The following is a 21,370-nucleotide window of genomic DNA, read 5'->3' on the forward strand; positions in this document are numbered from 1 at the left end:
GATTCGATGAATGCCAGGGACGAGGTTAGGCAGGCCAACCCTGAGTTTTACGAGCGCTATTCTCAGATAGAGGACACCGACGAGTTCTGGGAGTTCATAGTAAGGCCCCTAAGGCAGAGCATCAGGGTGAACACGCTCAAGGCGCCCTTCGACTACATCGTGGAGCGCCTGAGCGAGCGCTACGAGCTTGAGCCGATTCCCTGGGTCAGAGAGGGCTTTTTCATCAACGTTGAGAACCTTGCCACGGTTCCCGAGCACAGCCTCGGTCTGATATTCGGCCAAGAGGCCAGCTCGATGATTCCGCCCGTTGTTCTTGATCCAAAGCCTGGAGAGCTCGTTCTCGACATGGCCGCCGCACCGGGAAGCAAGACCGGACAGATAGCCCAGTACATGGAGAATGAGGGCTGCATAATAGCCAACGACCCGAAGATAGAGAGGGCAAACGTCCTCATAGCGAACCTCAACAGGATGGGCGTTTTGAACACGCGTGTAACGACGCGCGATGGTGCCTACTTCGGTCGCTTTGAGAACACCTTCGACAGGGTTCTCCTCGATGCCCCCTGCTCAAGCGTGGGAATGATAAGGAAGAAGTGGCGCTTTCTGACGGAGTGGAGCCTTAGAACCGTCGTCCGCTACATGAACATACAAAAAAGACTTATCTTAGCCGGCTACCGCGCGCTGAAACCTGGGGGGGTTATGGTCTATTCAACATGCACCATTGACCCGCTGGAGAACGAGGAGGTCGTGGATTACCTCCTCAGAAAGACTGACGCAAGGCTGGAAAAGATAGACCTGCCAGTTAGAACGAGCGAGCCCGTTTTAGAGTGGGAGGGCAGGCAGTACTCGGAGGAACTCAGGAAGGCCCTCAGGATTCACCCCAACGACAACGACACCGAGGCGTTTTTCATAGCCAAGATAGTCAAGCCCAAGGACGGTGGTGCAGATGAGTGACTCCGAGAGGGTCAAGAGGCTGCTGATAGAGAACTACGGCTACGCCCCAGAGCTGGTTTACGAAATTAGGGGCAGGAACAGCAAGGTCTACGCCTACAGGCCGTGTTCCTTCGAGGTAAAGAGCACGGACAGGCAGGGGGTATACTTCGGCAGGATTGAGAGCGACGGGATAAGGCTCACCATCGAGGGCTCTTTTTTGGTGGGGCCGAAGGCCACGAAAAACGTGGTCGAGCTCGATGAAGAGCGGGCTCTCCGCTATCTCGCTGGGGAGAGCATAGAGGTCGAGGAGAACATCAGCGGCTGGGTAATCCTGAAATGGGGTGACTACTACCTCGGAACGGGTAAGGCCAAGGACGGAAGGATATACAATTACGTCCCCAAGGATAGAAGGTTGAAGCTCAAATGACCAGAACCGTCCCGTTAAAGCTTAAATAACTTTAGGGCAATCTAAAATGGGGGTGAGGGAATGGTTCCGCTGAAAAAGCTTGACAAGATAAGGTGGGAAATTCCAAAGTTCGATAAGAGAATGCGCGTTCCGGGTAGGGTCTACGCCGACGATGCGCTCATAGAGAAGATGAGGGGAGACAAAACCCTTGAGCAGGCTGCCAACGTTGCCATGCTGCCCGGAATTTACAGGTACTCCATCGTTATGCCCGACGGCCACCAGGGCTACGGTTTCCCAATCGGTGGCGTTGCCGCTTTTGACGTCAACGAGGGTGTTATAAGCCCCGGAGGTGTGGGCTACGACATCAACTGTGGCGTCAGGCTCATACGGACGAATTTGAGCGAAAAGGAAGTCCGTCCAAAGATTAAGGAGCTCATCGATACGCTCTTCAAGAATGTGCCTTCCGGATTGGGCAGCAAGGGAAGGGTCAGGCTCCACTGGAGCCAGCTCGATGATGTCCTGGCCGATGGCGCCAAGTGGGCCGTCGATAATGGCTACGGCTGGAAAGAGGATTTGGAGCACCTTGAAGAGGGCGGAGGAATGGATGGGGCCGACCCAGAGGCCGTCAGCCAGAAGGCGAAGCAGCGCGGTGCTTCTCAGCTCGGTTCCCTCGGCTCGGGTAACCACTTCCTTGAGATTCAGGTAGTTGATAAGATCTACGACGAGAAAATTGCCAAAGCCTATGGCCTCTACGAGGGACAGATCGTCGTCATGGTGCACACCGGTTCTCGCGGACTGGGCCACCAGGTAGCGAGCGATTACCTGAGGATAATGGAGAAGGCCAACAGGAAGTACAACGTGCCCTGGCCAGACCGTGAGCTGGTCAGCGTTCCGTTCCAGACGGAGGAAGGTCAGCGCTACTTCTCAGCTATGAAAGCCGCTGCAAACTTCGCCTGGGCCAACAGGCAGATGATAACCCACTGGGTCAGGGAGAGCTTCGAGGAGGTCTTCAAACAGAAAGCCGAGGACATGGAGATGAGCATCGTCTACGATGTGGCCCACAACATAGCGAAGGTCGAGGAGCACGAGGTCGATGGAAAGAAGGTCAAAGTTGTAGTCCACAGGAAGGGAGCTACCAGAGCTTTCCCGGCCGGACACCCGGACGTTCCGAGGGCATACAGAGACGTCGGCCAACCCGTGCTCATACCGGGTTCGATGGGAACGGCCAGCTACGTCCTGGCTGGGGCCGAGGGCTCGATGAAGGAAACCTTTGGTTCGAGCTGCCACGGAGCAGGTAGGCTCATGAGCAGGCACGCCGCGACCAGGCAGTACCGCGGCGACAAGCTGAGGAACGAGCTCTTCCAGAGGGGAATCTATATTAGAGCGGCCAGCATGCGCGTCGTTGCTGAGGAAGCCCCAGGAGCCTACAAGAACGTGGACAACGTCGTTAACGTTGTCCACCAGGCGGGAATAGCCACACTTGTTGCCAGGATGAGGCCGCTCGGAGTGGCCAAGGGCTGATTCATTTTCTCTTAACTTTTGGAGGTTTCACCATGAAGGAACTCACCCATGTCGATGAGAAGGGCGTTAAGATGGTTGAGGTCGGCCACAAGAGCGAGGTCTTCAGGAGGGCCGTTGCCAAGGGCAGGATAAGGCTCAGGCCAGAGACGATAGAGCTCATAAAGGCCGGAAAGACGAAGAAGGGCAACGTCATAGCGACGGCACAGATAGCGGGCATTCTGGCGGTCAAAAAGACCCCCGAGCTCATACCACTCTGCCATCCGATACCGCTGACGGGCGTGGATATAACCTTCGAGTTCGGCGAGGACTACATAGAGGCCACCTGCGAGGTTCGGGCGACCTATAAGACCGGAGTCGAGATGGAGGCCCTGACGGGGGTAACCCTCGCGCTGCTGACTATATGGGACATGGTTAAGGCCGTCGAGAAGGACGAGCAGGGTCAGTATCCGTTTACGAGGATCGAGGACGTTCACGTCGTGGAGAAGGTGAAGGAGGAATAACCTTGATAGTGCCAGCCTTCCTGGCTGGCGTGTTTTTCACCCTGGTATACCTTACCACACTCTATTTTCTGATCACCTCGGAAAGCTTGAAGCGAGCGGTTCTCATGGTACCGCTGCTTATTGGAGCTTACCTGCTTGGCAAGTGGGCGATGTTTAAGGCCGTGGAATCGAACGGCGAGATATTGGTCTGGCTGGCTGGGGTTGTCATAATGGCAGTAGGTATAATTCCTTGGCTCCACAGGAAGGCATCTGAGAAAACCCCCTCAGGAGAGAACGCTGCGAGCATCGTCGCAGTGGTGCTTGTGGCCCCATTCGTTCTGCTGGCCATCTTCATCGCACTCGCCTTCCTCAGCTGATTTCTTATTCCCTGCAGTAGCCCAGGATGAAGTACTCCATAACTTTGAGCAGTTCGTTGAGGAAGAATCCCAGGAGTATTAGAAAGATGCTCGCCAGAGGGTATCTGCCCTCCAGATACTGAAGGCCGAAGATGAGGGGCGCCCAGATGACGAAGGGCTGGAGCTCCATGAGTATCTTCATCGTCATCGAGGTTTGGCTTAAAATGAGCTTCTTTAGTGCTCCCTCGCTTCTCACAAAGTAGGCGTTCTCTTTGATCTTCTCCCCCTTCGTGAGAGGTTTGGTGCTCCTCACGAGCAGTTTAGTCCCGTCCTTGAACTTCATGAGGTAGACGTACTTCCCAAAGCTCGACGCGAGGAAAGACTCGACCATTAGCTCCGCATCCCAGTCTTCTCTCAGCTCCATGGGGCTGATGCCATTTCGCCTCAGCCCCTCCTTGAACTTTTCGCTCTCGAACTTCAGCCCCCAGACCCTGAAGTGATACGCTGGCTTGAGGAGCCTTTCGAGGAGCATGGAAAAGCCTCCAGACTGATTACTGCCTCTGTTAGTATTAACCTCACTGGTCTTATAAAACTTTGTTGGTTCTCAATTCTGGCCAGCCTATTTTTTAAGCCTCCACGGGAAAACTTCTCGGGTGGGAGTAATGTATCTGGTGAAGAAGAGTAAAGCTGGCTACATATTTGATAAGCCGCGCGAGAGGATAGCGTTCCTCTTCATGGATGATGGAACCTACATCATGTACCACGACGAGAAAGTCCTCTGCTACTCGACAGGGCCAGTAGAGATAGCGAGGGAGGATATAGAGGCCTTTGAAAAGACCGGCGAGCTTCCGGAGCTTGTAAATCGTATCAAGGCCGGGGATTTTCCAGGGCAGTGCGTCGTTAGGGAGCTACCTCCAATAGACGATGATCTGGCCCCGCTCAACCCGGGCAGGAAGGCGGTGGTAATCTTCACGGGCTTCAGGGATACGGTGATAGACTACGTCGAGTGCAACGGTAAGACTTTGGCAGTCGCGAGGCTCGTGGACGAGCCAGAAAAAGTCTGCCGCTTCGCTGGGAGGGGCAACTACAAGATAGCGGCCGTCAAGCTCAAGCGCGGTGAGAAATGCTTGAGCAGGGAAGAGTTCCTCAAGGAAATCGAGGAGTGCCAGCGGAAGGTTTTTTAGACCCCTTCCCATCTTTTGAACGATGACGCTCAAGCTTAACCCAGAGGCCAGGGCGATATACAAAGCCATCCGCGAGGATATAAAGAGAAGGTTAGTCCTTCCTGGGAGTTCAGCTATTCTCGACCGCTTCGAGCCCGTGGGTGATAAAGACGAAATCCTCCAGAGACAGGCCTATCTGAGGGAGAACCTCCCGCGGATTAGACCCGAGCTTAAGGACTACCTCTCGAAAATCAGGCCCATAAAGTTCAGGCGGGACTTCCTCCACGACAGGATTCTGATAGTTGACGAGAGCGAGCTTGAAAAAGCAGAGAATTTAAACCTCTGCGAGGTCTCGACGAGCCTTGAGGATGCCGAGGGCTATCCGCTCGTACTCAGCACGGTTGGCTACGGTATAGACGTTGAGCTTACCCCTTCTGATATAGCCCCCGAGCTCTACGTTATGCCCCTTTGGGAAAACCGAGAGACGTTGATAGCATTGGCGAAAATCGGGATACTGACCGGAGGGGGAAGCGTCGCGGGAGAAATATTAGATGCCCTCAAAGAGCTTGAGGAGGTCATGAACAAAAGCTCCCTTCTCGATTCTCTCGACGAGATAATAGCCGGGAAGGAGCGCGAACTGAACGAGAAGATTTCAGAAAAGCTCGAGAAGTTCAGCCTGACGCTGAGCGGGAAAGAGCTGCTTGAATTCCTGAGCGAGCTTAAAGCTGGGAACTACGAGGCGATTTTCTCACACTTCGGAGAGGTGGAGGGCGAAATTTTAGACCTCATCAACGAGGCCGAGGAAGAGCTGAGCGAAAAGCTCGGCGTCACGATTGAGTTGTTCTCCCGTGAGGAGCTCTATCCCGTTACAGTTCCCCCAGAGAGAGTTGAAATGCTGAGAGAGGAACTTGAGAAGGAGCTCAAGGTGGAGCTCTACCTCAAGAGCCGAGAGGTTCTCGGAAAAATCCGTCCGCTTCTGGCCAGGCTCAAGGAGGAGCTGGCGAAGGTCTACGAGCTGGACTTCCTGAGGGCAGTGAAGGAGTTTGCGGAGGGCTTTGTCTTCCCCGAGCTCTGGGACGGTGGAATCGCGTTCATCAACGGCAGGCACCTATTCATCGAGAACCCCCAGCCGGTGAGTTACGTCGTCGGGAGAAAGCCCGAGAACTTTGCCCTTCCCGGCGCAGAGAAGGTAAAGGACGAGCCCGTAGTAATCCTCACCGGTGCGAACAGCGGTGGAAAAACTTCACTCCTGGAGCTGATCACACAGATAACGCTCCTCGCCCACATGGGGCTGCCCGTTCCGGCGGAGAAAGCATGGGTGGAGCCTCTCGACGAGCTGTTCTTCTTCAGGCGTAAGAGGAGCGTCTATGGTGCCGGAGCCTTTGAGACGGCCTTGAGGTCGTTCGTCAGGGCGCTGAAGGGCAAGGGCAGAAAGCTGATCCTTATAGATGAGTTCGAGGCCATAACCGAGCCAGGAGCGGCCGTTAAGATAATCGGCGAACTTCTCAAGGTGGCCCACGAGAGGGGCTTTTACGTCGTCATAGTTTCACACCTCGGAGAGGACCTGAAGAGGGAGCTGCCCTTCGCGAGGGTTGACGGCATAGAGGCCAAAGGTCTGGACGAGAACCTCAACCTCATTGTGGACAGACAGCCGAAGTTTGGAACGCTCGGAAGAAGCACGCCCGAGCTCATAGTTGAGCGCCTTGCTAGGAAGAAGCGTGGAAAAGAGAGGGAGATCTTCGAGAGGGTTTGGAGGGCGTTCCGCTAACTCACCCAGCTCCTCTCCCTGTACCGTCCCCTGCTCTCGATTTCTTCAACCTTAGCTTTCAGCTCTGCTGCCTTCTCTCTGCCCCTGACCTCAGCATAGCCTTCCAGCACCGCTTCAAAGCCCTCCTCGAACCAGGTGTAATGCGTGCTCTCCATGGCCCTCTTGAGCAGGTGGAGGTCAACCCCCTGGGCCTCCAGCGTAGGATCGAAGTCCGCCAAGCCGAAGTCAATCAGGTAAACTTTCCCACCACGGAGTATCATGTTCGAGGTAGTCAAGTCGCCATGCACTATTCCGGCCTCGTGGAGCTTTCCTACCTGCCTGCCGATTTCCCGGCATAGCTCCAGCCTTTCCTCCATCGGGAGGCTCTCAAGGAGCTCCTTCAGTCTTTCCCCCTCTATGAACTCCATGGTTATCTTCATGTCCCTCAGATCAACCTCGTAAACGTAGGGACAGTTAACACCGAACTCCTTGGCCCTGTGGAGAACCCTCGCCTCGCGAACGGTGCGCTCCTTTCTCAACCTTTCATCTATTTCCCTTATGCGGTAGCGCTTTGGAATCCTGTGCTTGATGATGATCTTCTCGTTATCCCAGGGAAAGTACAGTTCACCGAAGTCCGCGAGATAAATCTTTGCCTCCGCGCCCTGCTTTATCAGCTCCACCTCACTCCCTCCTCTTTAGTTCGAAGTCTTCTATTAGCCTTCCGTAATCCCCAACTGTAACGCGTATCGTTATGATGTTCTCCATCTTCACCACGAGCGTTCCAGTACCGTCCTTTACGACCAGCAGCGCCGAGTCGATGGTCCCATCGTCGAGCTTCTCACGGGCGTATTTAAGCCTCTCCTTGTCCGACTGGAGCATATCATCAAGTAGGGAAGCTTCGTTCTCAGTGTCTATTCCGACTATCCCGTATTTTTCGATGCCTTCGAAAATCTCCCTTATTTTTCCCAAGGGCACGTTGTAGATGGTCGGCTCCATTTTCCACACCACTCCTTGTTGCTATTGAAGGTTTTAGCCTTTTCCTCCACTCTTTCCCTTAACTGTCGTCACATGTTTAAAAAAATCTCAAAAATTTGAAATTTTTGACCCAAAAGTTTTTATAGAGCGCTGACGAAGCGTTTTTGCCAAATTGATTTAGAAGGAGGAATGTCGAATGGCACAGCTTAGTGGACAGCCGGTTGTTATTCTGCCTGAGGGGACCCAGAGGTACGTTGGTAGGGATGCTCAGAGGATTAACATCCTCGCCGCGAGGATTATTGCTGAGACCGTGAGGACCACCCTCGGTCCGAAGGGTATGGACAAAATGCTTGTTGACAGCCTTGGAGATGTTGTTATTACCAACGATGGAGCCACCATTCTCGACAGGATTGACCTCCAGCACCCTGCTGCTAAGATGATGGTTGAGGTTGCTAAGACTCAGGATAAGGAGGCTGGTGACGGTACTACTACCGCTGTTGTGATTGCTGGTGAGCTTCTTAGGAAGGCTGAGGAGCTTCTTGACCAGAACATTCACCCGAGCATCATCGTCAAGGGTTACACCATGGCCGCCGAGAAGGCCCAGGAAATACTCGAGGACATCGCCATCAAGGTCACTCCCGACGACGAGGAGACCCTCCTGAAGATAGCCATGACTTCAATCACCGGTAAGAACGCCGAGAGCCACAAGGAGCTCTTTGCCAGGCTCGCTGTTGATGCCGTCAAGCAGGTGGCGGAGAAGAAGAACGGAAAGTACGTCGTTGACATAGACAACATCAAGATCGAGAAGAAAGCCGGCGAGAGCGTCGAGGAGAGCGAGCTCATCCGCGGTGTGGTTATCGACAAGGAGCGCGTCCACCCGAGGATGCCGACCAAGGTCGAGAACGCTAAGATAGCCCTCATCAACGACGCCCTCGAGGTCAAGAAGACCGAGACCGACGCTAAGATTAACATCACCAGCCCCGACCAGCTCTTCCAGTTCATCGAGCAGGAGGAGAAGATGCTCAAGGACATGGTCGAGCAGATAGCCGCAACTGGAGCTAACGTCGTCTTCGTCCAGAAGGGTATTGACGACCTTGCCCAGCACTACCTTGCCAAGTATGGCATCCTCGCCGTCAGGCGCGTCAAGAAGAGCGACATGGAGAAGCTCGCAAAAGCTACTGGTGCCAAGGTAGTTACCAACGTCAAGGACCTTACCAGTGATGACCTCGGCTATGCTGAGATAGTTGAGGAGCGCAAGATATCCGGCGACAGCATGATCTTCGTTGAGGGCTGCAAGAACCCGAAGGCCGTCACCATCCTCATCCGCGGTGGAACCGAGCACGTCATCGATGAGGTTGAGAGGGCCCTTGAGGACGCCATCAAGGTCGTCAAGGACGTCATGGAGGACGGAGCAGTTCTCCCGGCCGGAGGTGCCGGCGAGATAGAGCTCGCCATCAGGCTCGACGAGTACGCCAAGCAGGTCGGCGGCAAGGAGGCCCTTGCCATCGAGAACTTCGCAGATGCGCTCAAGATAATCCCGAAGACCCTCGCCGAGAACGCAGGTCTCGACACCGTCGAGATGCTCGTCAAGGTCATCAGCGAGCACAAGAACAAGGGTAAGAACATAGGCATAGACATCTTCGAGGGCGGGCCTGCTGACATGATCGAGAGGGGCATCATCGAGCCGCTCCGCGTCAAGAAGCAGGCCATCAAGAGCGCCAGCGAGGCGGCAATAATGATACTCCGCATAGATGACGTCATCGCTGCCAAGCTCAGCAAGCCGGAAGGCGGAGAGGGCGGAATGCCCGGCGGAATGGGCGGCATGGAAATGGGCATGTGAGCCCCTTTCTATTTCATTTCTCTTTTGCAGGGCTTTCAGAAAGGTCTCCTTGGTTCGTCCCAGGCTTCTGCATTATTCTAGACTATGTGATTATGCTATTCGGTAATTACAGAATCGACAGGCATTTAAGCGTTCGGGCGAACTCTTAAGCGGTGATACCTATGAAGGCTGTTAAAGCCACCATTCTCTACGATGGTCTGGGCAACGTCCAGAAAGACGTATACGTAGTCTTCGACAAGGAGATTAAGGAGATAACGAAGGAGAAGCCCAAGGAGGCCGAAGTGATAGCGGAGGGCGTTGTAACCCCTGCATTCATCGATGGCCACAGCCACATAGGAATGGGCCGTTACGGCGAGCCCTACCAGGAAGGCGAGACCAACGAGCAGATGGATGCAGTCCTTCCGCTCGTTGATGCGCTCTACTCCATCTACATGGACGACAAGGCCTTCAAGCACTCGATCGAGTTTGGCGTTCTGTATTCGTCCGTCCTGCCGGGCAGCGGGAACATCATTGGCGGAAGGGCCGTTCTCATCAAGAACTACGGCAGAGACATAGAGGATGCCTTCATGAAGTACGTCGGTGTCAAAGCTGCCTTCGGCTACAACCCGCGCTCGACCACGAACTGGAAGGGAACAAGGCCAAGCACGAGGATGGGTGCCATAGGTATTCTCCTTGACTGGCTCATAAAGACGCAGAAGACGATAGCTTTGCTCGAGAAGGGCAAGAAAGAACCGGAAGAGATAGAGCCAACGGTTGAGGCACTAATCCCGGTCCTTAAGGGAGAGGTTCCACTCAGGGTTCATGTGCATAAGGAAGATGACATCGCCGCCCTGCTGATGATAAAGCGGAAGTTTGGGCTTAAGATAACCATCGAGCACGCCTGCGACGTCCACAGCAGGGAAACCTTCGAGAAGATAAAGAAAGAAGGCGTGCCACTCGTCTACGGCCCCTTTGATTCCCTGCCCTACAAGGTCGAGCTGAAGCACGAGGACTGGAAGAACGCCAGATACCTGCTCGAGGTCAAGCCGCTCTTTGGGCTGATGAGCGACCACCCAGTTACGCTCCAGGCCAACCTCTACCTCCAGCTCAGGCACTTCATAAGGCTCGGCATGAGCAAGGAAGAGGCGATAAAGATCATAACCCACAACAACGCGAAAATCCTCGGCGTTGACGACAAGCTCGGAAGCATAGAGAAGGGCAAGTGGGCCTCGCTGGTTGTCTGGAACGGCGATCCGTTCCACATGGAGAACTACCCGACGCACGTCTTCGCGGAGGGAGAGCTTATTCACGAGGCGGATTGGTGAGTTTTCTTTTTCCTAATTTTGAAGAAATGAGAAGAAAGGCCTTCAGCTCAAACTAAAGTCAAATCCCCTCGCGAAGGTGTAGGCTTCTCTAAGCTCTGGCCTCTCCTTGAGGAAGCGGAGGATGTACTGGCCGCAGTTCGAGCCGATGAGGTTCTCCCTCGTGTCACCTACCGATATAATGACGTCGTAGCCGAGCCTCTTTAAATCGTCCACGAACTTCCTGTGCTTTATCGGAAGGCCCGTCTCAAGGTCAACGTCGTTGGTGAGCTTATTCTTTAGCACGCTCACCGTCGGGTTGAGCGGCGTTATCTTGATGAGGAAGTATTCCTTCGGGAAGTACTCGGCTATGACCTCTGTATCGGCCTCGTTCTCCCTCGCTAAGGCGAAGTTGAGCGTAATCTTCTTGCCGCCCTCGTCGTAGAAGGCCTTTCCGTACTCGGATATCCTCTCGAAGTCCCACTTCCTTATCGGGATTATCTCGTCCCTCTGCTTCGGATTGGTGGAGTGTATCGAGAACTGGAGCTGGAAGTTGGTTGGAAACATCTTCTTCTTGAGCTCGAGGAGGGCCTCGAAGAACTTATCGGTTCCTATCGGGGCAACGGTGGAGAGCGACGGGTGGAAGTTCTCGTAGCGCTCGCCCAAAATGCGCATCGCCTCTATGACGGCCATGTTGAAGCTCGGCTCGCCCATGCGCGCGAACTGCACCTTGAACTTCCTGGTTTTCGGCTTCCCGTTCCAGCGCTTGCTTATCGGATACTCAATCTGCTCGAGGAGCTCATCAACTGTAAGTCTGCCCTTGTAGAAGAAGCCAGCGTCGCACATCTTACAGCCCACGGGGCAGCCGTTGAGCGATGAAACTATGAGCACCCACTTTTCTTGCGGATTGTAGGTCGGAACCGACTCCACAAACTCCACTATGTTGCCCTTCGAAGTTTTTCCGATGTAAACGACCGCAACGTTCGGGTCGCCAACCTCACTCAGTATCTCCATATCTTTCCCTCCTCCATATGATCATGGCGGTCTTTATGCCGTCGGCTATGCTCAGGGCGGTCTGCCTGTAAATCCCGTTCTTCACGTCGCCGACGAGGAAAAGGTTATCATCCTCAATCTCTTCGACGAGCTCGACGTTGGGAACCCTGCCTATCGCGCCGAGCACCAAATCAACCTCAAAATCGCCAGCGCTGGTCTTGGCTAAAAGCTTTTCTCCCCGCTCGATTTCCCGGAGCTGTCCCCGGAGAGTTGTTATGTTCGGCCTCTCAGAGACGAGCTTCTGGAGATAAGGCAATGCTTTGGGCTCGCTCCTCATGAGAATTATTACCTCATCGCTCATCTCGCTCATGGTCATGGCGTAGTCAAAGGCCACATCGCCGCCGCCAATGATGAGAACCCGCCCGTAGTGCCGCCTCGGAACTTCAGCGACGTGGTAGATTATCCCCTCGAAGGGAAGCTTTCTCGGTCTCGTCCCCGTCGCGACCACGAGGTATTTGAAGCGGTAAGTTCCTTTGTCCGTTTCGACCTCAAACAGCTCGCCGGTCTTTCTCACGGCCTTGACTTCCTCGTAGAGGATTTTCAGGTCGTATTTTTTGACATACTCCTCGAGGATTTCGACGACCTTTTCACCCTTGATTCCGTCGGGAAAGAACATGGTGTTCTCCACGGAGTAGGCGTTCCTTATCAGCCCCCCGATTCGGTCGCGCTCGAAAATTACACTCCCAATGCCGTAGCGCTTGAGCTGGACTGCCGTCGCTATGCCGCCGATTCCAGCCCCGATTATCCCGACGAGAGCCATTCCAACACCTCCGAGAGGAGCGGCGTAACCGCGAAGCCGTGGGAGAGGTTTCTGAGCGTCGCCTCGTGGAAGAACCTGTTCTGGGTCAGTGTCCCGTCAACGGGAAAGACCACCCTAAAGCCCCTCACGAAGGCCTCCCGAGCGGTCGTCTCGCAGCAGAGGTGGGTCATGACGCCGGTGACGATTACGGTCTCCACGTGGAGTTTCCTTAGAATGCCTTCAAGTTCGGTTCCATAGAAGGCATTGTAGGTGCTCTTCTCGATTACGGTTTCGGCAAAGGGCCTGAACTCCCCGAGGAGCTCGTTCATCGGATCGTCCCTTTTCATCTCGTCGCCCCACCAGTGGGCCATGTTGCCCCCTTCGTGGTAGTGGCGCGTGAAGATTATTGGGACTCCGAGCTTCGAAGCTTCTCCATAGAACTCCACCAGCCTCGGAACGAACCTTCTGGCTGAGGGCAGGTACGCCTTGCTCTCCTCGCTCAGGAAGTAGCGCTGAAGGTCTATCGCCAGAACGGCGGCCCTCTTGAAGGGCCGTATCTTCTCCCACTTTCTCTGCCTGAAGTACCGCTCCCTCATCTCCAAGATAAAGTCCTCGGTGAAGTAGTCTTCCTTCATGGGCGTAGGAAGGGAGAAAAGGCTTAAAGATTTATCCCCCTCGTCATTACCCCGTCTATGACCACTGTCGAGCCGAGCATGTACTCTGCCTCATCGCTCAGGAGAAAAGCTACGAGTGAGCCGAGCTCGTCCCATCTGCCGGTTCTGTGGAGGGGCGTTCTGCCAAGCACTTCCCGCTCCCAGGTCTCCTCAAAGGTCTCGCCCCTCGACTCGGCAACGGCCTTGAGGTTCTCCCGTGCGCCAGGCGTATCGAAGCTGCCGAGCAGAACGCTGTAGGCCCTTATTCCGTGCTTTCCGTATGTTCTTGAAACGCTCTTCGCCAGCTGAACAAGGCCGGCCCTCGTAACGTCCGCCAGAACCAGCGGTGGCATTGGCTCCTTTATCGAGACGGAGTTGAGGTAAACGAGCACTCCCTTTCTTTTCCCTTCAAGCCACGTCTGGACGAGGAGGGTCGTCAGGTAGCCTGGGGCAACTGCGTGGAGCTTCGCGGCCTCAATCCAGTCATCATAGCCCGCCTCGTGGAGGAGGCACGGCTCGCAGCGGACGTTTCCGGCATTCCAGACGAGGGCATCAACTCCACCTAAAAGCTCCCGGGACTCCTTGACGAGGTTCTCCAGGCCCCGCTGGTCGCAGAGGTTGGTCTTAACTGCGTAGACTTCTCCGAAGGGAGAGAGCTCGTCGAGGGCTTTCTTCAGGTTCTCCTCGCTCCGTGAGCTTATAACGACTCTCGCGTTCCTCTTCAACAGTTCCCGCGCCACGTTGAACCCTATTCCGCGTGATGAGGCCGTGACTATCACACCCAGGCCCTTGAGGTCTATCTCCACGCTCATGATCCTTTCTTCGCCCGGGGATTAATAAACGTTGGCTGTCATTCTGACGAAGATTACCCGAATTAGGGTAACCTAATTCGTCTCATCGTCGGTGTTTCGAGAGAAAACAACTTAAGGTGCAAAACCTTCGGTTTTAGACAGATTTCTTGAAAAATTTTGGGGGTGATTGTGTGAGGTTCTACATCTGCGGGGAGAGAGAAGAAGCTAAGCCTTTTAAAATAGGGATTATCGGAGCGGGACCTGCAGGCCTGGCCGCCGCGGGTTATCTGGCGTGCAGGGGTTATGAGGTTCACGTTTATGACAAGATGCCCGAGGGCGGTGGAATGGTCGCCTTTGGCATTCCCGAGGCGAGGATTCCAATAAGGGCAGTTAGAGAGGGCGTCGAGGCTCTTGAGAGGCTAGGCGTCCACTTCCACTTCAGAACGAAGGTGATCTATGATTCCCCAAAGGAGCTCGGCGACGAGTGGGCCGAGCACTTCGTTTCGATTGAGAAGCTTTTGAGCGAGTTCGATGCTCTCATAATAGCGACCGGTGCTTGGAAGCCGAGAAAGCTGAAGGTTCCCGGTGTTAAGCTTCCTGGAGTCTACGATGCCCTCAGCCTGCTCCACAGCATAAAGATGGCCCGCATAGGCTATTACTCCTGGGAAAGAATCCCTGACATTAAGGGGAAGCATCTCGTAGTGATCGGAGCCGGCTACACAGCAGTTGATATCGCCATGGAGGGTCGTCTTCTGGGTGCGGAAAAAATAACCATGGTCTACCGCCGCTCCCTCGAGCACAGCTACGCTAAGGCTGAGATAAGAAAGCTCATCGCAGAGAGCGTCGAGTTCATAGAGCACGCGACTCCCGTCAGGATACTCGGGGAGGAGAAAGTGGAGGGCGTTGAATTCGCTAAAACAAAGATAGTCGGGGGAAACGTCGTGACGACGGACGAGCACTTTGTCATAGACGCAGACGTCGTTGCCTATGCCATCGGCCAGCTGCCCACGAGTCCAATAAAGGAAATCGTCTGCGCCAGCGAAAAGGTGCTGGAGGAGGCGGGAATATTCTTCGCCGGTGACGTCATAACCCCAAGGAACATAGGCACAGCCATAAGAGAGGGAAGAGCCGTCGCTGAGAGGATAGAGGAGTGGCTCCTGAGGACGGCACCGCGCAGGGTCTTTCCCGTTGCTATGACCGGCAGGCTCATAGCGGAGGTTCTCAGCGGTAAGTGCTGAGCAAAGTTTATACGCCCTCCCCTGAACCCACTATCATGACCGAGCCAAAAGATATAGTCCTCAAGGAATCGGAAGAGATTGAGGGAACGCCCATCGAGGGGCCGTGGCTGGATGAAGTGAGGAGCCTTGAAGAGGTCATCGATTACTATCACCGCATAGGCTTCCAGGCGACGCACCTTGGAAGGGCCATCGAAATATGGAAAAAGGTGGAGGGAAAGCGCGCCAGCGGCGAAGAGGTCAGGGTCTTCCTCGGCTACACTTCCAACATAGTCTCTTCTGGCCTCAGAGAGCTGATAGCATGGCTAGTCAAGGAAGGCAAGGTGGACGTCATCGTAACAACGGCTGGCGGCGTTGAGGAGGACTTCATAAAGGCCCTCAAGCCATTCATTCTGGGCGACTGGTACGTCAACGACGCGGAGATGAGAGAGAAGGGCATAAACAGAATAGGCAACATCTTCGTGCCCAACGACAGGTACATTGAATTCGAGAAGTACATGATACCCTTCTTTGAACGGGTTCGTGAGATGGAAAAGGAGCGCGGGAAGCCGCTGACGGCGAGCGAGTTCATCTACGAGATGGGCCGCTTCATGGACGAAAAGCTCGGGAAGGAGAAGGAGCGCAGCATTATCTACTGGGCCTACAAGCGGAACGTCCCGATATTCTGCCCTGCTATAACCGACGGCTCGATAGGGGACATGCTCTACTTCTTCAAGGAGGAGCGCGGAGACAGGGAGCTTATCATAGACGTAGCTAATGACATCGTGAGGCTCAACAACTTGGCTGTCACGGCAAAGGAAACCGCTTCGATAATCCTTGGAGGTTCCCTGCCGAAGCATGCAATAATAAACGCCAACCTCTTCAGAGGAGGAACGGACTACGCGATATACATCACCACTGCAATCCCCTGGGACGGCTCGCTGAGCGGCGCGCCGCCGAGCGAAGGAGTGAGCTGGGGCAAGATAAGGGCAAAGGCTGACTACGTCGAGATATGGGCCGATGCGACGCTCGTCTTCCCGGTGCTGGTGTGGAAGGTGATGAAGAGCGTTTGAGAGTCTTTTCTTATTCCTTTTTGGAAGTCTCACCCGACTCTTTAAGCACTTGTTTATACAGGGGATGAGGGAGATAGAAGTAAAGTTCCAAGATTCTTAAAGGAGTTAGCTTGAGAAAGTGAGTGTATTTCACACAAGATGCAATTTTGTCTATAGGTATTTCTTCGCTTGATGAGAATTTATACTGGAGATTCTGAAGGCAGATAATAGCATTGGTAAGTTCTCTGTGGACTTGATTCTTGTTAATTGCACTCATTAATACCCATACAAGGATATACTGCAGAAAAAGGAATAAAGCAAGTACATGGACAGAAATCTCTTGAACTCCCTTAACCCCAAGATAAAGCAAATAACAAACTTTCCAAGTTGCCCAGATAGAGCCAGAAAACAAGATTAAGCCTGAAATGGCTCCTACAATCAACCTCACTATACTCATGTCCGTTTCTCCTTCAAGACCGTGTTTGAGGTTGTATGCCCAAACAAATATCTTGATTGCACGATCTTCATTAACAACCAATCCCATTAAGGCCAATTCCACTAGAAAAGCTATCAAGAGAGGATGCCATAAGTTTTCTTTCACATTGTGAGTAGAATACAACAATAAATACACACCTACGGATATTATGGATAAAATTCCAAAGGAGTGAACTCCAGAATATACAAATTTCCCAAATACTTCGCCGTAGTATTCAACTAGTTGTTTGGGGAGCTTGGATGTGTCTGTGGTTTCTCCGTCTTTCTCTGTGTGCTGACGAGGTACTATGCTGGACCAAATTACCCACAAGCCAAACATTGCACCAAAAGAGAGTCCCCAAAGATTAAGCATGTTTGCAAGTCCACCATAGTATGATGTTAGCAGGGATAGGGATGCAGACAAAAGGGCAAATAAAATTTCGTAGTTTGGGTTTATTGCATCTATCTTCATGGAGATATTATGTAACTCTCTCTCGAGAATGTCATCTAACATGTCAGTTGTTAGGGTATGAAAATTTAAAATATTACTGTCCATCAGTCACTATTTCTAAAACCCTCTCCTCTCCACCTGGCAGCACTAGAGGCCTCGACAGGTGCTTTCTCGCGTCGGGCGGCACTTCGTAAATCTTCCTCTCCAGCTCGCGCGGGACTTCAACTGGGATGAGCTTCTTCGGCATCTTATGGCCACAGCGCTTGCACTTGAGATAATCACCCTTGCTCTTCATCGTCCCGCCGCACTTCGGGCACTTCGGCTTCTGGTACTCGATCCTTGGAACGAGCTTCACCGGATAGAACTTCTCGAGGTTGAGCGTCAGAACGCCGTCGTGCTCCTTCACTCCACCGGCGGCGATTATCTCGTCTCCAGGGAGGAGCTTCCTCACGTAGTTCCTGAATTTCTTGGTCGGCTCGAAGGCAGCAACGCGAATCCTTCCCGTTTCATCCTCAAGCTCAAAGAATACGTGCCTCCCGCGCTCCCAGTAGGGCTTAACCACCGTTCCCCTAACCACCGCGCTGTCGTAGAGCTTCAGCTCGCCGATTTTTTTGTATGTAAGGTGGTCGTCTGTGTTCTGGTTCGTCTTGTAGAGCTGGTAAAATGTCACGGGCTCCTCAAAGCGAACCATCTCAAAGGTCTGGAGAACCTTTCCCCTGTCAATTCCCCTGATGCCAACCAGAACGGGATCCTTGCCGTGGGGTGTTATGAGGACGCTCCTCTTGTAGGGGTCAACGTTGTCGTAGGTGAAGGGATAGCTCCAGCTATCGGCCAGAAAGACACTCTCCTTGTCCACTCTCCTCGGCGTTCCCCAGTTGTCGGGCTCTCTGTAAGCTAACAGCTCGTAGGTGAACCTCTTCAGCGGATAAGCAACAGCCGCGAGCGCGCCGATTATGCCCCTCCCGACCTTGAACTTGAAATATTCTACTCCAGCGTTTCTCGCAGCTTCCTCCGCCTCTTCTATAGTGACGTGCTCGCGGAGGGCCTTCATTGCGAACTCTACGAGCTCTTTAGGAATTTCCCCCTCGACGAATACCACTCCTGGATTTGTGTTCTCGTGCTCGAAGTCGGCAAGCCGGTCCACGTAGAAGAGGACGGTGTTTTTAACCTCGGTTATAAGCTCCTCATTGACCTCAAAGGTCATCGCCACCGCTCCATTGCCGCGGGTCTTGTAGGGAATGTTCGGGTTGAGCCTGATCAAGCGGGGAAGGTCTATGGGCTCCGCTATCCGGGACAGCTCGCGGTAGAGGATGGCACCGAGGTAGGTAGTGCACATGCCGTTCGGTGAGTCAGTGTCGTCGATGCCGATGTGGAGCCTCATGGTTGGAAGAAAAAGAAAGGGGTTTAAAAAGCTAAGGCTCGCGGAAGAGCTCGTAGCAGAGAACATCAACGAAGCCTTCCCCTGGGACGTACTGATGCTTCCTCCAGCGGCCGGCCAATTTGAAGCCGTTCTTTTCGAGAATCCTTATTGAAGCCCCGTTGATTTCGTAGACATGGGCATAGACTTTCCTCAGGTTGAGCCACTCAAAGGCATAGCGAACCGCCAGAGAAACGGCCTCACTGGCGTAGCCGCGGCCCCAGTACTCTTTCCCGATGAAGTAGCCTAGCTCGGCGTGTCCGTTATGGAAGTCGATTTTGTGAAGTCCCACGAGTCCAACGAGTGAGCGCGAGGAGTTCTCGATTATCGCGAAAACCTTCTCGTGCTTCTTCTCTCTTCTCAGGGCCTCGTACCACTCCAGCTCGTCCTCATAGAAGAATATCTCCTCCGGAAAGGAGAGGTAGCGCCTTACGTCCCTGTCGTTGTACCACATCCAGACCTGGCTGAGATCCTCCCGCAGGAGGACTCCGAGGGAAACCAAGTTTCCTCTGAGGATTATCGGCCTCATGCAAACACCTTAACTTTATTAAGGCCATTTGCCTATTTAAAAATGATGGACAGGGAGAGACTTATAAGAACCGTCGAGGCGATACTCAGGGGCACGGGCTACAAAACCGCCAGGATGGACTTCAAAGGCTCGTGCTTCGACATAGTGGCGAGCAGGTTACTCCTGTTGCTCTTCATTAAAGTGGCAACTAACATAGACACCGTTACGGAAGAGCAGGCTGAGGACCTAAAAAGGCTCTCCAAGTTCTTTAAGGCCTCCCCGCTCATCGTTGGGCTGAAGACCAAGAACGCCGAGCTAGAGGAGGGAGTAGTTTACGAGCGCTTTGGCATCTATGCCTTAAGGCCAGAAACCCTCTACGATGTCCTTGTCGAGAACGAGCTTCCAGCCATCTTTGCCGAGCGCGGCGGCTTCTACGTCAGGATAAACGGGAAGCTCCTGAGGCACCTTCGCGAGAAGCACGGCTACAGCGTGAACGAGCTGGCCGAGCTCATTGGAGTCTCCAGGAAGAGCCTCCTCAACTATGAGCGAGGGGAGCAGGCGGTTTCCCTTGACGTTGCAATCCGCCTTGAGGAGGTGTTTGACGAACCGTTGGCCGAGCCAATAGACATACTTAACTCGACGGTTGAGGCCAACCTCGACGTTACGCCCGAGACGCCCCTCGAGAGGGAGGTATTCGAGCGCCTCAAGGTTCTGGGCCTTGGCGTGGTCAAGGTCAGGAAGGCCCCCTTCAACGCGGTCTCGAAGGAGGAGGAGTTCAAGATACTCACGGGCATAGACGAGAAGAAGACCCGCTCAACGGTCAAGCGTGCCGAGATGGTGGCGGAGGTAAGCAGGATAATCAACAGCGACGGCATCTTTATCCTTGAGAAGGCCAAAACTGAAGTCGTTAAGGAAGTGCCGCTGATTCCCAAGGACAGCCTCCAGGAAGTTAAGGACGCCGATGAGCTCATAGAGATGATTGAAGAGCTGAAAAAGGAGATAAAGAAGCAGCTCTTTAGCTGAAAATAACCCTCTTCCAAACTTCCCTCACTTTCTCAATGTACTCCTTCGGTGAGGCTATGAGCACGGCCCACCTGGGGGTCTGGCGTCTCTTGAGGGCATTCGCCAGCGGAGTGACCTTGGTCAGCGGCTGAACCTCCCCGCTTCCGAGGAGCACGTTTATCTCCGTTGACTTCAGCCTGGGTTCGCTGAGCATCAGGTCGGCTATGCTGAACTCGAGGATGACTTCCCCTTCCTTTGCCCCTACTGCATCGGCCAGTGCCCTCTCTATCTCCTGCCTCCTCTTCACGTTCCTGTAAGCGGTAAGAAGCTCCCTCTTCTCCTCGCCAGTCAGCTCATCGGCGCTCGCGAGGACAGCCGCTTTGTAGAGCTCGCGGTACTTTATGCGCCTGACTATCTCAGCAGGGTATCCCTCCAAGTCCTCCAGCTCCACGAGGACCCTGCAGTCTATCATCTTCCAGAAGTCCCACAGGTGGCCCTCCTCGAGGGCAAACTCCAGAGCCCTTGTAAGCATTCCCTCGGCTATCTTCACCGTGTGGTGGAAGTAGACCCTCGAATACATCAGCGAACGGGCGACCATCATGCCCTCTACGGCCTCGATTCCCTTCTCGTCCACCACGAGCTCGCCCTCGTGCACCTTTAGGACCTTCATAAGTCTCTCGAGGTCGATTATGCCGTGTGCAACCCCCGTGTAGTGGGCGTCCCTTATGAGGTAGTCAAGCTGGTCGACGTCAACATCTCCGTGCAGCATCTGGCCGAGGTAGCGCTTCTCGTGCTTTCCGAGGATGAGGTCGGCGACGTCCTTTGGGGTGAAGTCGTAGTCGTAGCTCTCTATTATCTCGGGAATACTGCCGCCGTTCTCGCTTTCAGTTATGTTTATCCTCCCCAGGACTATATCCTGCCCGAGGCGCATGTGGTCGTGCTCCTTGACGTAGTGCTTGTAGATGCTCTCAAAAGTGTGGCTGAAGGGGCCGTGGCCGATATCGTGGAGAAGTGCACCAACCTGGAGGAGCATGCTCTCATCTTCGCTCAGACCAACCTCCATTGAGAGCCTTCTCGCTATGTTCCACGCTCCGAGAGAGTGCTCAAAGCGGGAGTGGTTGGCACCTGGGTAGACGAGGTAAGCCAGACCGAGCTGCCTTATGTTCCTAAGCCTCTGAAATTCGGGAGTCTTGACGAGATCGAGGATCAAGCCGGTAAGCTTCATGCTTCCGTGAATGCCATCATGAATAATTTTTCCATCCATTAATATCACCGCTGGAAGTTTGAGAATCTCCTTAAATAACTTTTGGGCATTATGA

Annotated in this window: 23 protein-coding genes; 12 read left to right on the top strand and 11 right to left on the bottom strand. The window is 53.8% G+C overall.

What is annotated here, in order from left to right; translation table 11 throughout:
• Positions 1–6 precede the first annotated feature (6 nt).
• The 5 genes from E3E23_RS00720 (at position 7) to E3E23_RS00740 (ending at position 3,713) form a co-directional block, all read left to right on the top strand.
• Positions 7–951 (top strand): tRNA (cytosine(49)-C(5))-methyltransferase, encoded by a 945-nt coding sequence (locus tag E3E23_RS00720; RefSeq protein ID WP_167905671.1) that lies wholly within the window; start codon positions 7–9, stop codon positions 949–951.
• On the top strand, positions 944–1,357 hold the full coding sequence (locus E3E23_RS00725) for a hypothetical protein (protein WP_167905673.1): 414 nt from the start codon (positions 944–946) through the stop codon (positions 1,355–1,357). Before E3E23_RS00720 ends, E3E23_RS00725 begins: the two co-directional genes overlap by 8 nt.
• Positions 1,358–1,417: 60 nt before the next feature.
• Positions 1,418–2,857 (top strand): RtcB family protein, encoded by a 1,440-nt coding sequence (locus tag E3E23_RS00730; RefSeq protein ID WP_167905675.1) that lies wholly within the window; start codon positions 1,418–1,420, stop codon positions 2,855–2,857.
• Between the two features lie 32 nt (positions 2,858–2,889).
• Entirely contained in the window at positions 2,890–3,357 is a 468-nt protein-coding gene (moaC, locus tag E3E23_RS00735) for a cyclic pyranopterin monophosphate synthase MoaC (RefSeq protein ID WP_167905677.1), read from the top strand.
• A 104-nt stretch (positions 3,358–3,461) separates the two neighbouring features.
• On the top strand, positions 3,462–3,713 hold the full coding sequence (locus tag E3E23_RS00740) for a hypothetical protein (RefSeq protein ID WP_167905679.1): 252 nt from the start codon (positions 3,462–3,464) through the stop codon (positions 3,711–3,713).
• Positions 3,714–3,717: 4 nt separating this feature from the next.
• On the opposite strand, the gene E3E23_RS00745 is transcribed toward E3E23_RS00740, so the two are convergent.
• The gene (locus E3E23_RS00745) at positions 3,718–4,224 is read right to left on the bottom strand and encodes a hypothetical protein (RefSeq protein WP_167905681.1); all 507 of its coding nucleotides are present in this window, start codon (positions 4,222–4,224) and stop codon (positions 3,718–3,720) included.
• Positions 4,225–4,354: 130 nt separating this feature from the next.
• Here E3E23_RS00745 and E3E23_RS00750 point away from each other — a divergent pair, with 130 nt between their 5' ends.
• Both E3E23_RS00750 and E3E23_RS00755 read left to right on the top strand, forming a co-directional pair.
• The gene (locus tag E3E23_RS00750) at positions 4,355–4,876 is read left to right on the top strand and encodes a hypothetical protein (RefSeq protein WP_167905683.1); all 522 of its coding nucleotides are present in this window, start codon (positions 4,355–4,357) and stop codon (positions 4,874–4,876) included.
• Between the two features lie 22 nt (positions 4,877–4,898).
• The gene (locus E3E23_RS00755) at positions 4,899–6,623 is read left to right on the top strand and encodes an endonuclease MutS2 (RefSeq protein ID WP_167905685.1); all 1,725 of its coding nucleotides are present in this window, start codon (positions 4,899–4,901) and stop codon (positions 6,621–6,623) included.
• Here E3E23_RS00755 and E3E23_RS00760 read toward each other — a convergent pair.
• Together E3E23_RS00760 and E3E23_RS00765 are read right to left on the bottom strand one after the other, a co-directional pair.
• Positions 6,620–7,282, bottom strand: coding sequence for a Kae1-associated kinase Bud32 (locus E3E23_RS00760; protein WP_167905687.1), 663 nt, complete (start codon positions 7,280–7,282; stop codon positions 6,620–6,622). The two genes, E3E23_RS00755 and E3E23_RS00760, sit on opposite strands and share 4 nt — an antisense overlap.
• Position 7,283: 1 nt before the next feature.
• Entirely contained in the window at positions 7,284–7,598 is a 315-nt protein-coding gene (locus E3E23_RS00765) for a hypothetical protein (RefSeq protein WP_167906495.1), read from the bottom strand.
• 175 nt (positions 7,599–7,773) lie between these two features.
• Here E3E23_RS00765 and thsB point away from each other — a divergent pair, with 175 nt between their 5' ends.
• Entirely contained in the window at positions 7,774–9,417 is a 1,644-nt protein-coding gene (gene thsB, locus E3E23_RS00770; RefSeq protein ID WP_167905689.1) for a thermosome subunit beta, read from the top strand.
• 161 nt (positions 9,418–9,578) lie between these two features.
• Positions 9,579–10,721 carry an amidohydrolase gene (locus E3E23_RS00775; RefSeq protein ID WP_167905691.1) on the top strand — a complete coding sequence of 381 codons (1,143 nt, stop codon included), beginning with the start codon at positions 9,579–9,581 and terminating at the stop codon, positions 10,719–10,721.
• Positions 10,722–10,763: 42 nt separating this feature from the next.
• Here E3E23_RS00775 and E3E23_RS00780 read toward each other — a convergent pair whose 3' ends face one another.
• From E3E23_RS00780 to E3E23_RS00795, 4 genes are read right to left on the bottom strand one after another with little or no spacing between them, the layout of a single operon-like run.
• On the bottom strand, positions 10,764–11,711 hold the full coding sequence (locus E3E23_RS00780; protein WP_167905693.1) for a radical SAM protein: 948 nt from the start codon (positions 11,709–11,711) through the stop codon (positions 10,764–10,766).
• Complete coding sequence (locus tag E3E23_RS00785; RefSeq protein WP_167905695.1) at positions 11,695–12,510, bottom strand: NAD(P)/FAD-dependent oxidoreductase; 816 nt, start codon at positions 12,508–12,510, stop codon at positions 11,695–11,697. The genes E3E23_RS00780 and E3E23_RS00785 overlap by 17 nt, the downstream gene beginning before the upstream one ends.
• A complete protein-coding gene (locus E3E23_RS00790) occupies positions 12,492–13,124 on the bottom strand; it encodes an isochorismatase family protein (protein WP_167905697.1) in 633 nt (210 codons plus the stop codon). The genes E3E23_RS00785 and E3E23_RS00790 overlap by 19 nt, the downstream gene beginning before the upstream one ends.
• Positions 13,125–13,147: 23 nt before the next feature.
• A complete protein-coding gene (locus tag E3E23_RS00795) occupies positions 13,148–13,954 on the bottom strand; it encodes an SDR family oxidoreductase (protein WP_206205586.1) in 807 nt (268 codons plus the stop codon).
• Between the two features lie 170 nt (positions 13,955–14,124).
• Here E3E23_RS00795 and E3E23_RS00800 point away from each other — a divergent pair, with 170 nt between their 5' ends.
• A complete protein-coding gene (locus E3E23_RS00800; protein ID WP_167905699.1) occupies positions 14,125–15,171 on the top strand; it encodes an FAD-dependent oxidoreductase in 1,047 nt (348 codons plus the stop codon).
• Positions 15,172–15,206: 35 nt separating this feature from the next.
• Positions 15,207–16,220: a deoxyhypusine synthase gene (locus E3E23_RS00805; RefSeq protein ID WP_167905701.1), complete on the top strand. Its 1,014-nt coding sequence runs from the start codon at positions 15,207–15,209 to the stop codon at positions 16,218–16,220.
• Between the two features lie 10 nt (positions 16,221–16,230).
• Here E3E23_RS00805 and E3E23_RS00810 read toward each other — a convergent pair whose 3' ends face one another.
• Genes E3E23_RS00810 through E3E23_RS00820 form a run of 3 tightly spaced genes read right to left on the bottom strand, consistent with a single transcriptional unit; the run spans position 16,231 to position 19,070 of the window.
• Positions 16,231–17,187 carry a hypothetical protein gene (locus E3E23_RS00810; protein WP_167905702.1) on the bottom strand — a complete coding sequence of 319 codons (957 nt, stop codon included), beginning with the start codon at positions 17,185–17,187 and terminating at the stop codon, positions 16,231–16,233.
• Positions 17,188–17,218: 31 nt separating this feature from the next.
• Positions 17,219–18,505 carry a tRNA(Ile2) 2-agmatinylcytidine synthetase TiaS gene (gene tiaS / locus E3E23_RS00815; protein WP_167905703.1) on the bottom strand — a complete coding sequence of 429 codons (1,287 nt, stop codon included), beginning with the start codon at positions 18,503–18,505 and terminating at the stop codon, positions 17,219–17,221.
• Between the two features lie 31 nt (positions 18,506–18,536).
• Entirely contained in the window at positions 18,537–19,070 is a 534-nt protein-coding gene (locus E3E23_RS00820; RefSeq protein WP_167905704.1) for a GNAT family N-acetyltransferase, read from the bottom strand.
• Positions 19,071–19,115: 45 nt separating this feature from the next.
• Between E3E23_RS00820 and E3E23_RS00825 the strand changes: the two genes are divergently transcribed.
• On the top strand, positions 19,116–20,072 hold the full coding sequence (locus tag E3E23_RS00825) for a transcriptional regulator (protein ID WP_167905705.1): 957 nt from the start codon (positions 19,116–19,118) through the stop codon (positions 20,070–20,072).
• Here the strand turns inward: E3E23_RS00825 and E3E23_RS00830 are convergent.
• Positions 20,065–21,315 carry an HD domain-containing protein gene (locus tag E3E23_RS00830; RefSeq protein ID WP_167905706.1) on the bottom strand — a complete coding sequence of 417 codons (1,251 nt, stop codon included), beginning with the start codon at positions 21,313–21,315 and terminating at the stop codon, positions 20,065–20,067. The two genes, E3E23_RS00825 and E3E23_RS00830, sit on opposite strands and share 8 nt — an antisense overlap.
• Positions 21,316–21,370: the final 55 nt, after the last annotated feature.

Source organism: Thermococcus sp. CX2, assembly GCF_012027555.1.
GTDB lineage: Archaea > Methanobacteriota_B > Thermococci > Thermococcales > Thermococcaceae > Thermococcus.

What these genes read in the sequence shown, in the direction of transcription:
- E3E23_RS00750 (WP_167905683.1), top strand. Translation starts at nt 4,355, where the DNA reads ATGTATCTGGTGAAGAAGAGTAAAGCTGGCTACATATTTGATAAGCCG.
- E3E23_RS00830 (WP_167905706.1), bottom strand. Translation starts at nt 21,315, where the DNA reads ATGGATGGAAAAATTATTCATGATGGCATTCACGGAAGCATGAAGCTT.
- E3E23_RS00825 (WP_167905705.1), top strand. Translation starts at nt 19,116, where the DNA reads ATGGACAGGGAGAGACTTATAAGAACCGTCGAGGCGATACTCAGGGGC.
- E3E23_RS00725 (WP_167905673.1), top strand. Translation starts at nt 944, where the DNA reads ATGAGTGACTCCGAGAGGGTCAAGAGGCTGCTGATAGAGAACTACGGC.
- E3E23_RS00785 (WP_167905695.1), bottom strand. Translation starts at nt 12,510, where the DNA reads ATGGCTCTCGTCGGGATAATCGGGGCTGGAATCGGCGGCATAGCGACG.
- moaC (WP_167905677.1), top strand. Translation starts at nt 2,890, where the DNA reads ATGAAGGAACTCACCCATGTCGATGAGAAGGGCGTTAAGATGGTTGAG.
- E3E23_RS00755 (WP_167905685.1), top strand. Translation starts at nt 4,899, where the DNA reads ATGACGCTCAAGCTTAACCCAGAGGCCAGGGCGATATACAAAGCCATC.
- E3E23_RS00795 (WP_206205586.1), bottom strand. Translation starts at nt 13,954, where the DNA reads ATGAGCGTGGAGATAGACCTCAAGGGCCTGGGTGTGATAGTCACGGCC.
- E3E23_RS00780 (WP_167905693.1), bottom strand. Translation starts at nt 11,711, where the DNA reads ATGGAGATACTGAGTGAGGTTGGCGACCCGAACGTTGCGGTCGTTTAC.
- E3E23_RS00805 (WP_167905701.1), top strand. Translation starts at nt 15,207, where the DNA reads ATGACCGAGCCAAAAGATATAGTCCTCAAGGAATCGGAAGAGATTGAG.
- E3E23_RS00820 (WP_167905704.1), bottom strand. Translation starts at nt 19,070, where the DNA reads ATGAGGCCGATAATCCTCAGAGGAAACTTGGTTTCCCTCGGAGTCCTC.
- E3E23_RS00810 (WP_167905702.1), bottom strand. Translation starts at nt 17,187, where the DNA reads ATGTTAGATGACATTCTCGAGAGAGAGTTACATAATATCTCCATGAAG.
- E3E23_RS00765 (WP_167906495.1), bottom strand. Translation starts at nt 7,598, where the DNA reads ATGGAGCCGACCATCTACAACGTGCCCTTGGGAAAAATAAGGGAGATT.
- E3E23_RS00790 (WP_167905697.1), bottom strand. Translation starts at nt 13,124, where the DNA reads ATGAAGGAAGACTACTTCACCGAGGACTTTATCTTGGAGATGAGGGAG.
- thsB (WP_167905689.1), top strand. Translation starts at nt 7,774, where the DNA reads ATGGCACAGCTTAGTGGACAGCCGGTTGTTATTCTGCCTGAGGGGACC.
- E3E23_RS00775 (WP_167905691.1), top strand. Translation starts at nt 9,579, where the DNA reads ATGAAGGCTGTTAAAGCCACCATTCTCTACGATGGTCTGGGCAACGTC.
- E3E23_RS00740 (WP_167905679.1), top strand. Translation starts at nt 3,462, where the DNA reads ATGGTACCGCTGCTTATTGGAGCTTACCTGCTTGGCAAGTGGGCGATG.
- E3E23_RS00745 (WP_167905681.1), bottom strand. Translation starts at nt 4,224, where the DNA reads ATGCTCCTCGAAAGGCTCCTCAAGCCAGCGTATCACTTCAGGGTCTGG.
- E3E23_RS00730 (WP_167905675.1), top strand. Translation starts at nt 1,418, where the DNA reads ATGGTTCCGCTGAAAAAGCTTGACAAGATAAGGTGGGAAATTCCAAAG.
- E3E23_RS00720 (WP_167905671.1), top strand. Translation starts at nt 7, where the DNA reads ATGAATGCCAGGGACGAGGTTAGGCAGGCCAACCCTGAGTTTTACGAG.
- tiaS (WP_167905703.1), bottom strand. Translation starts at nt 18,505, where the DNA reads ATGAGGCTCCACATCGGCATCGACGACACTGACTCACCGAACGGCATG.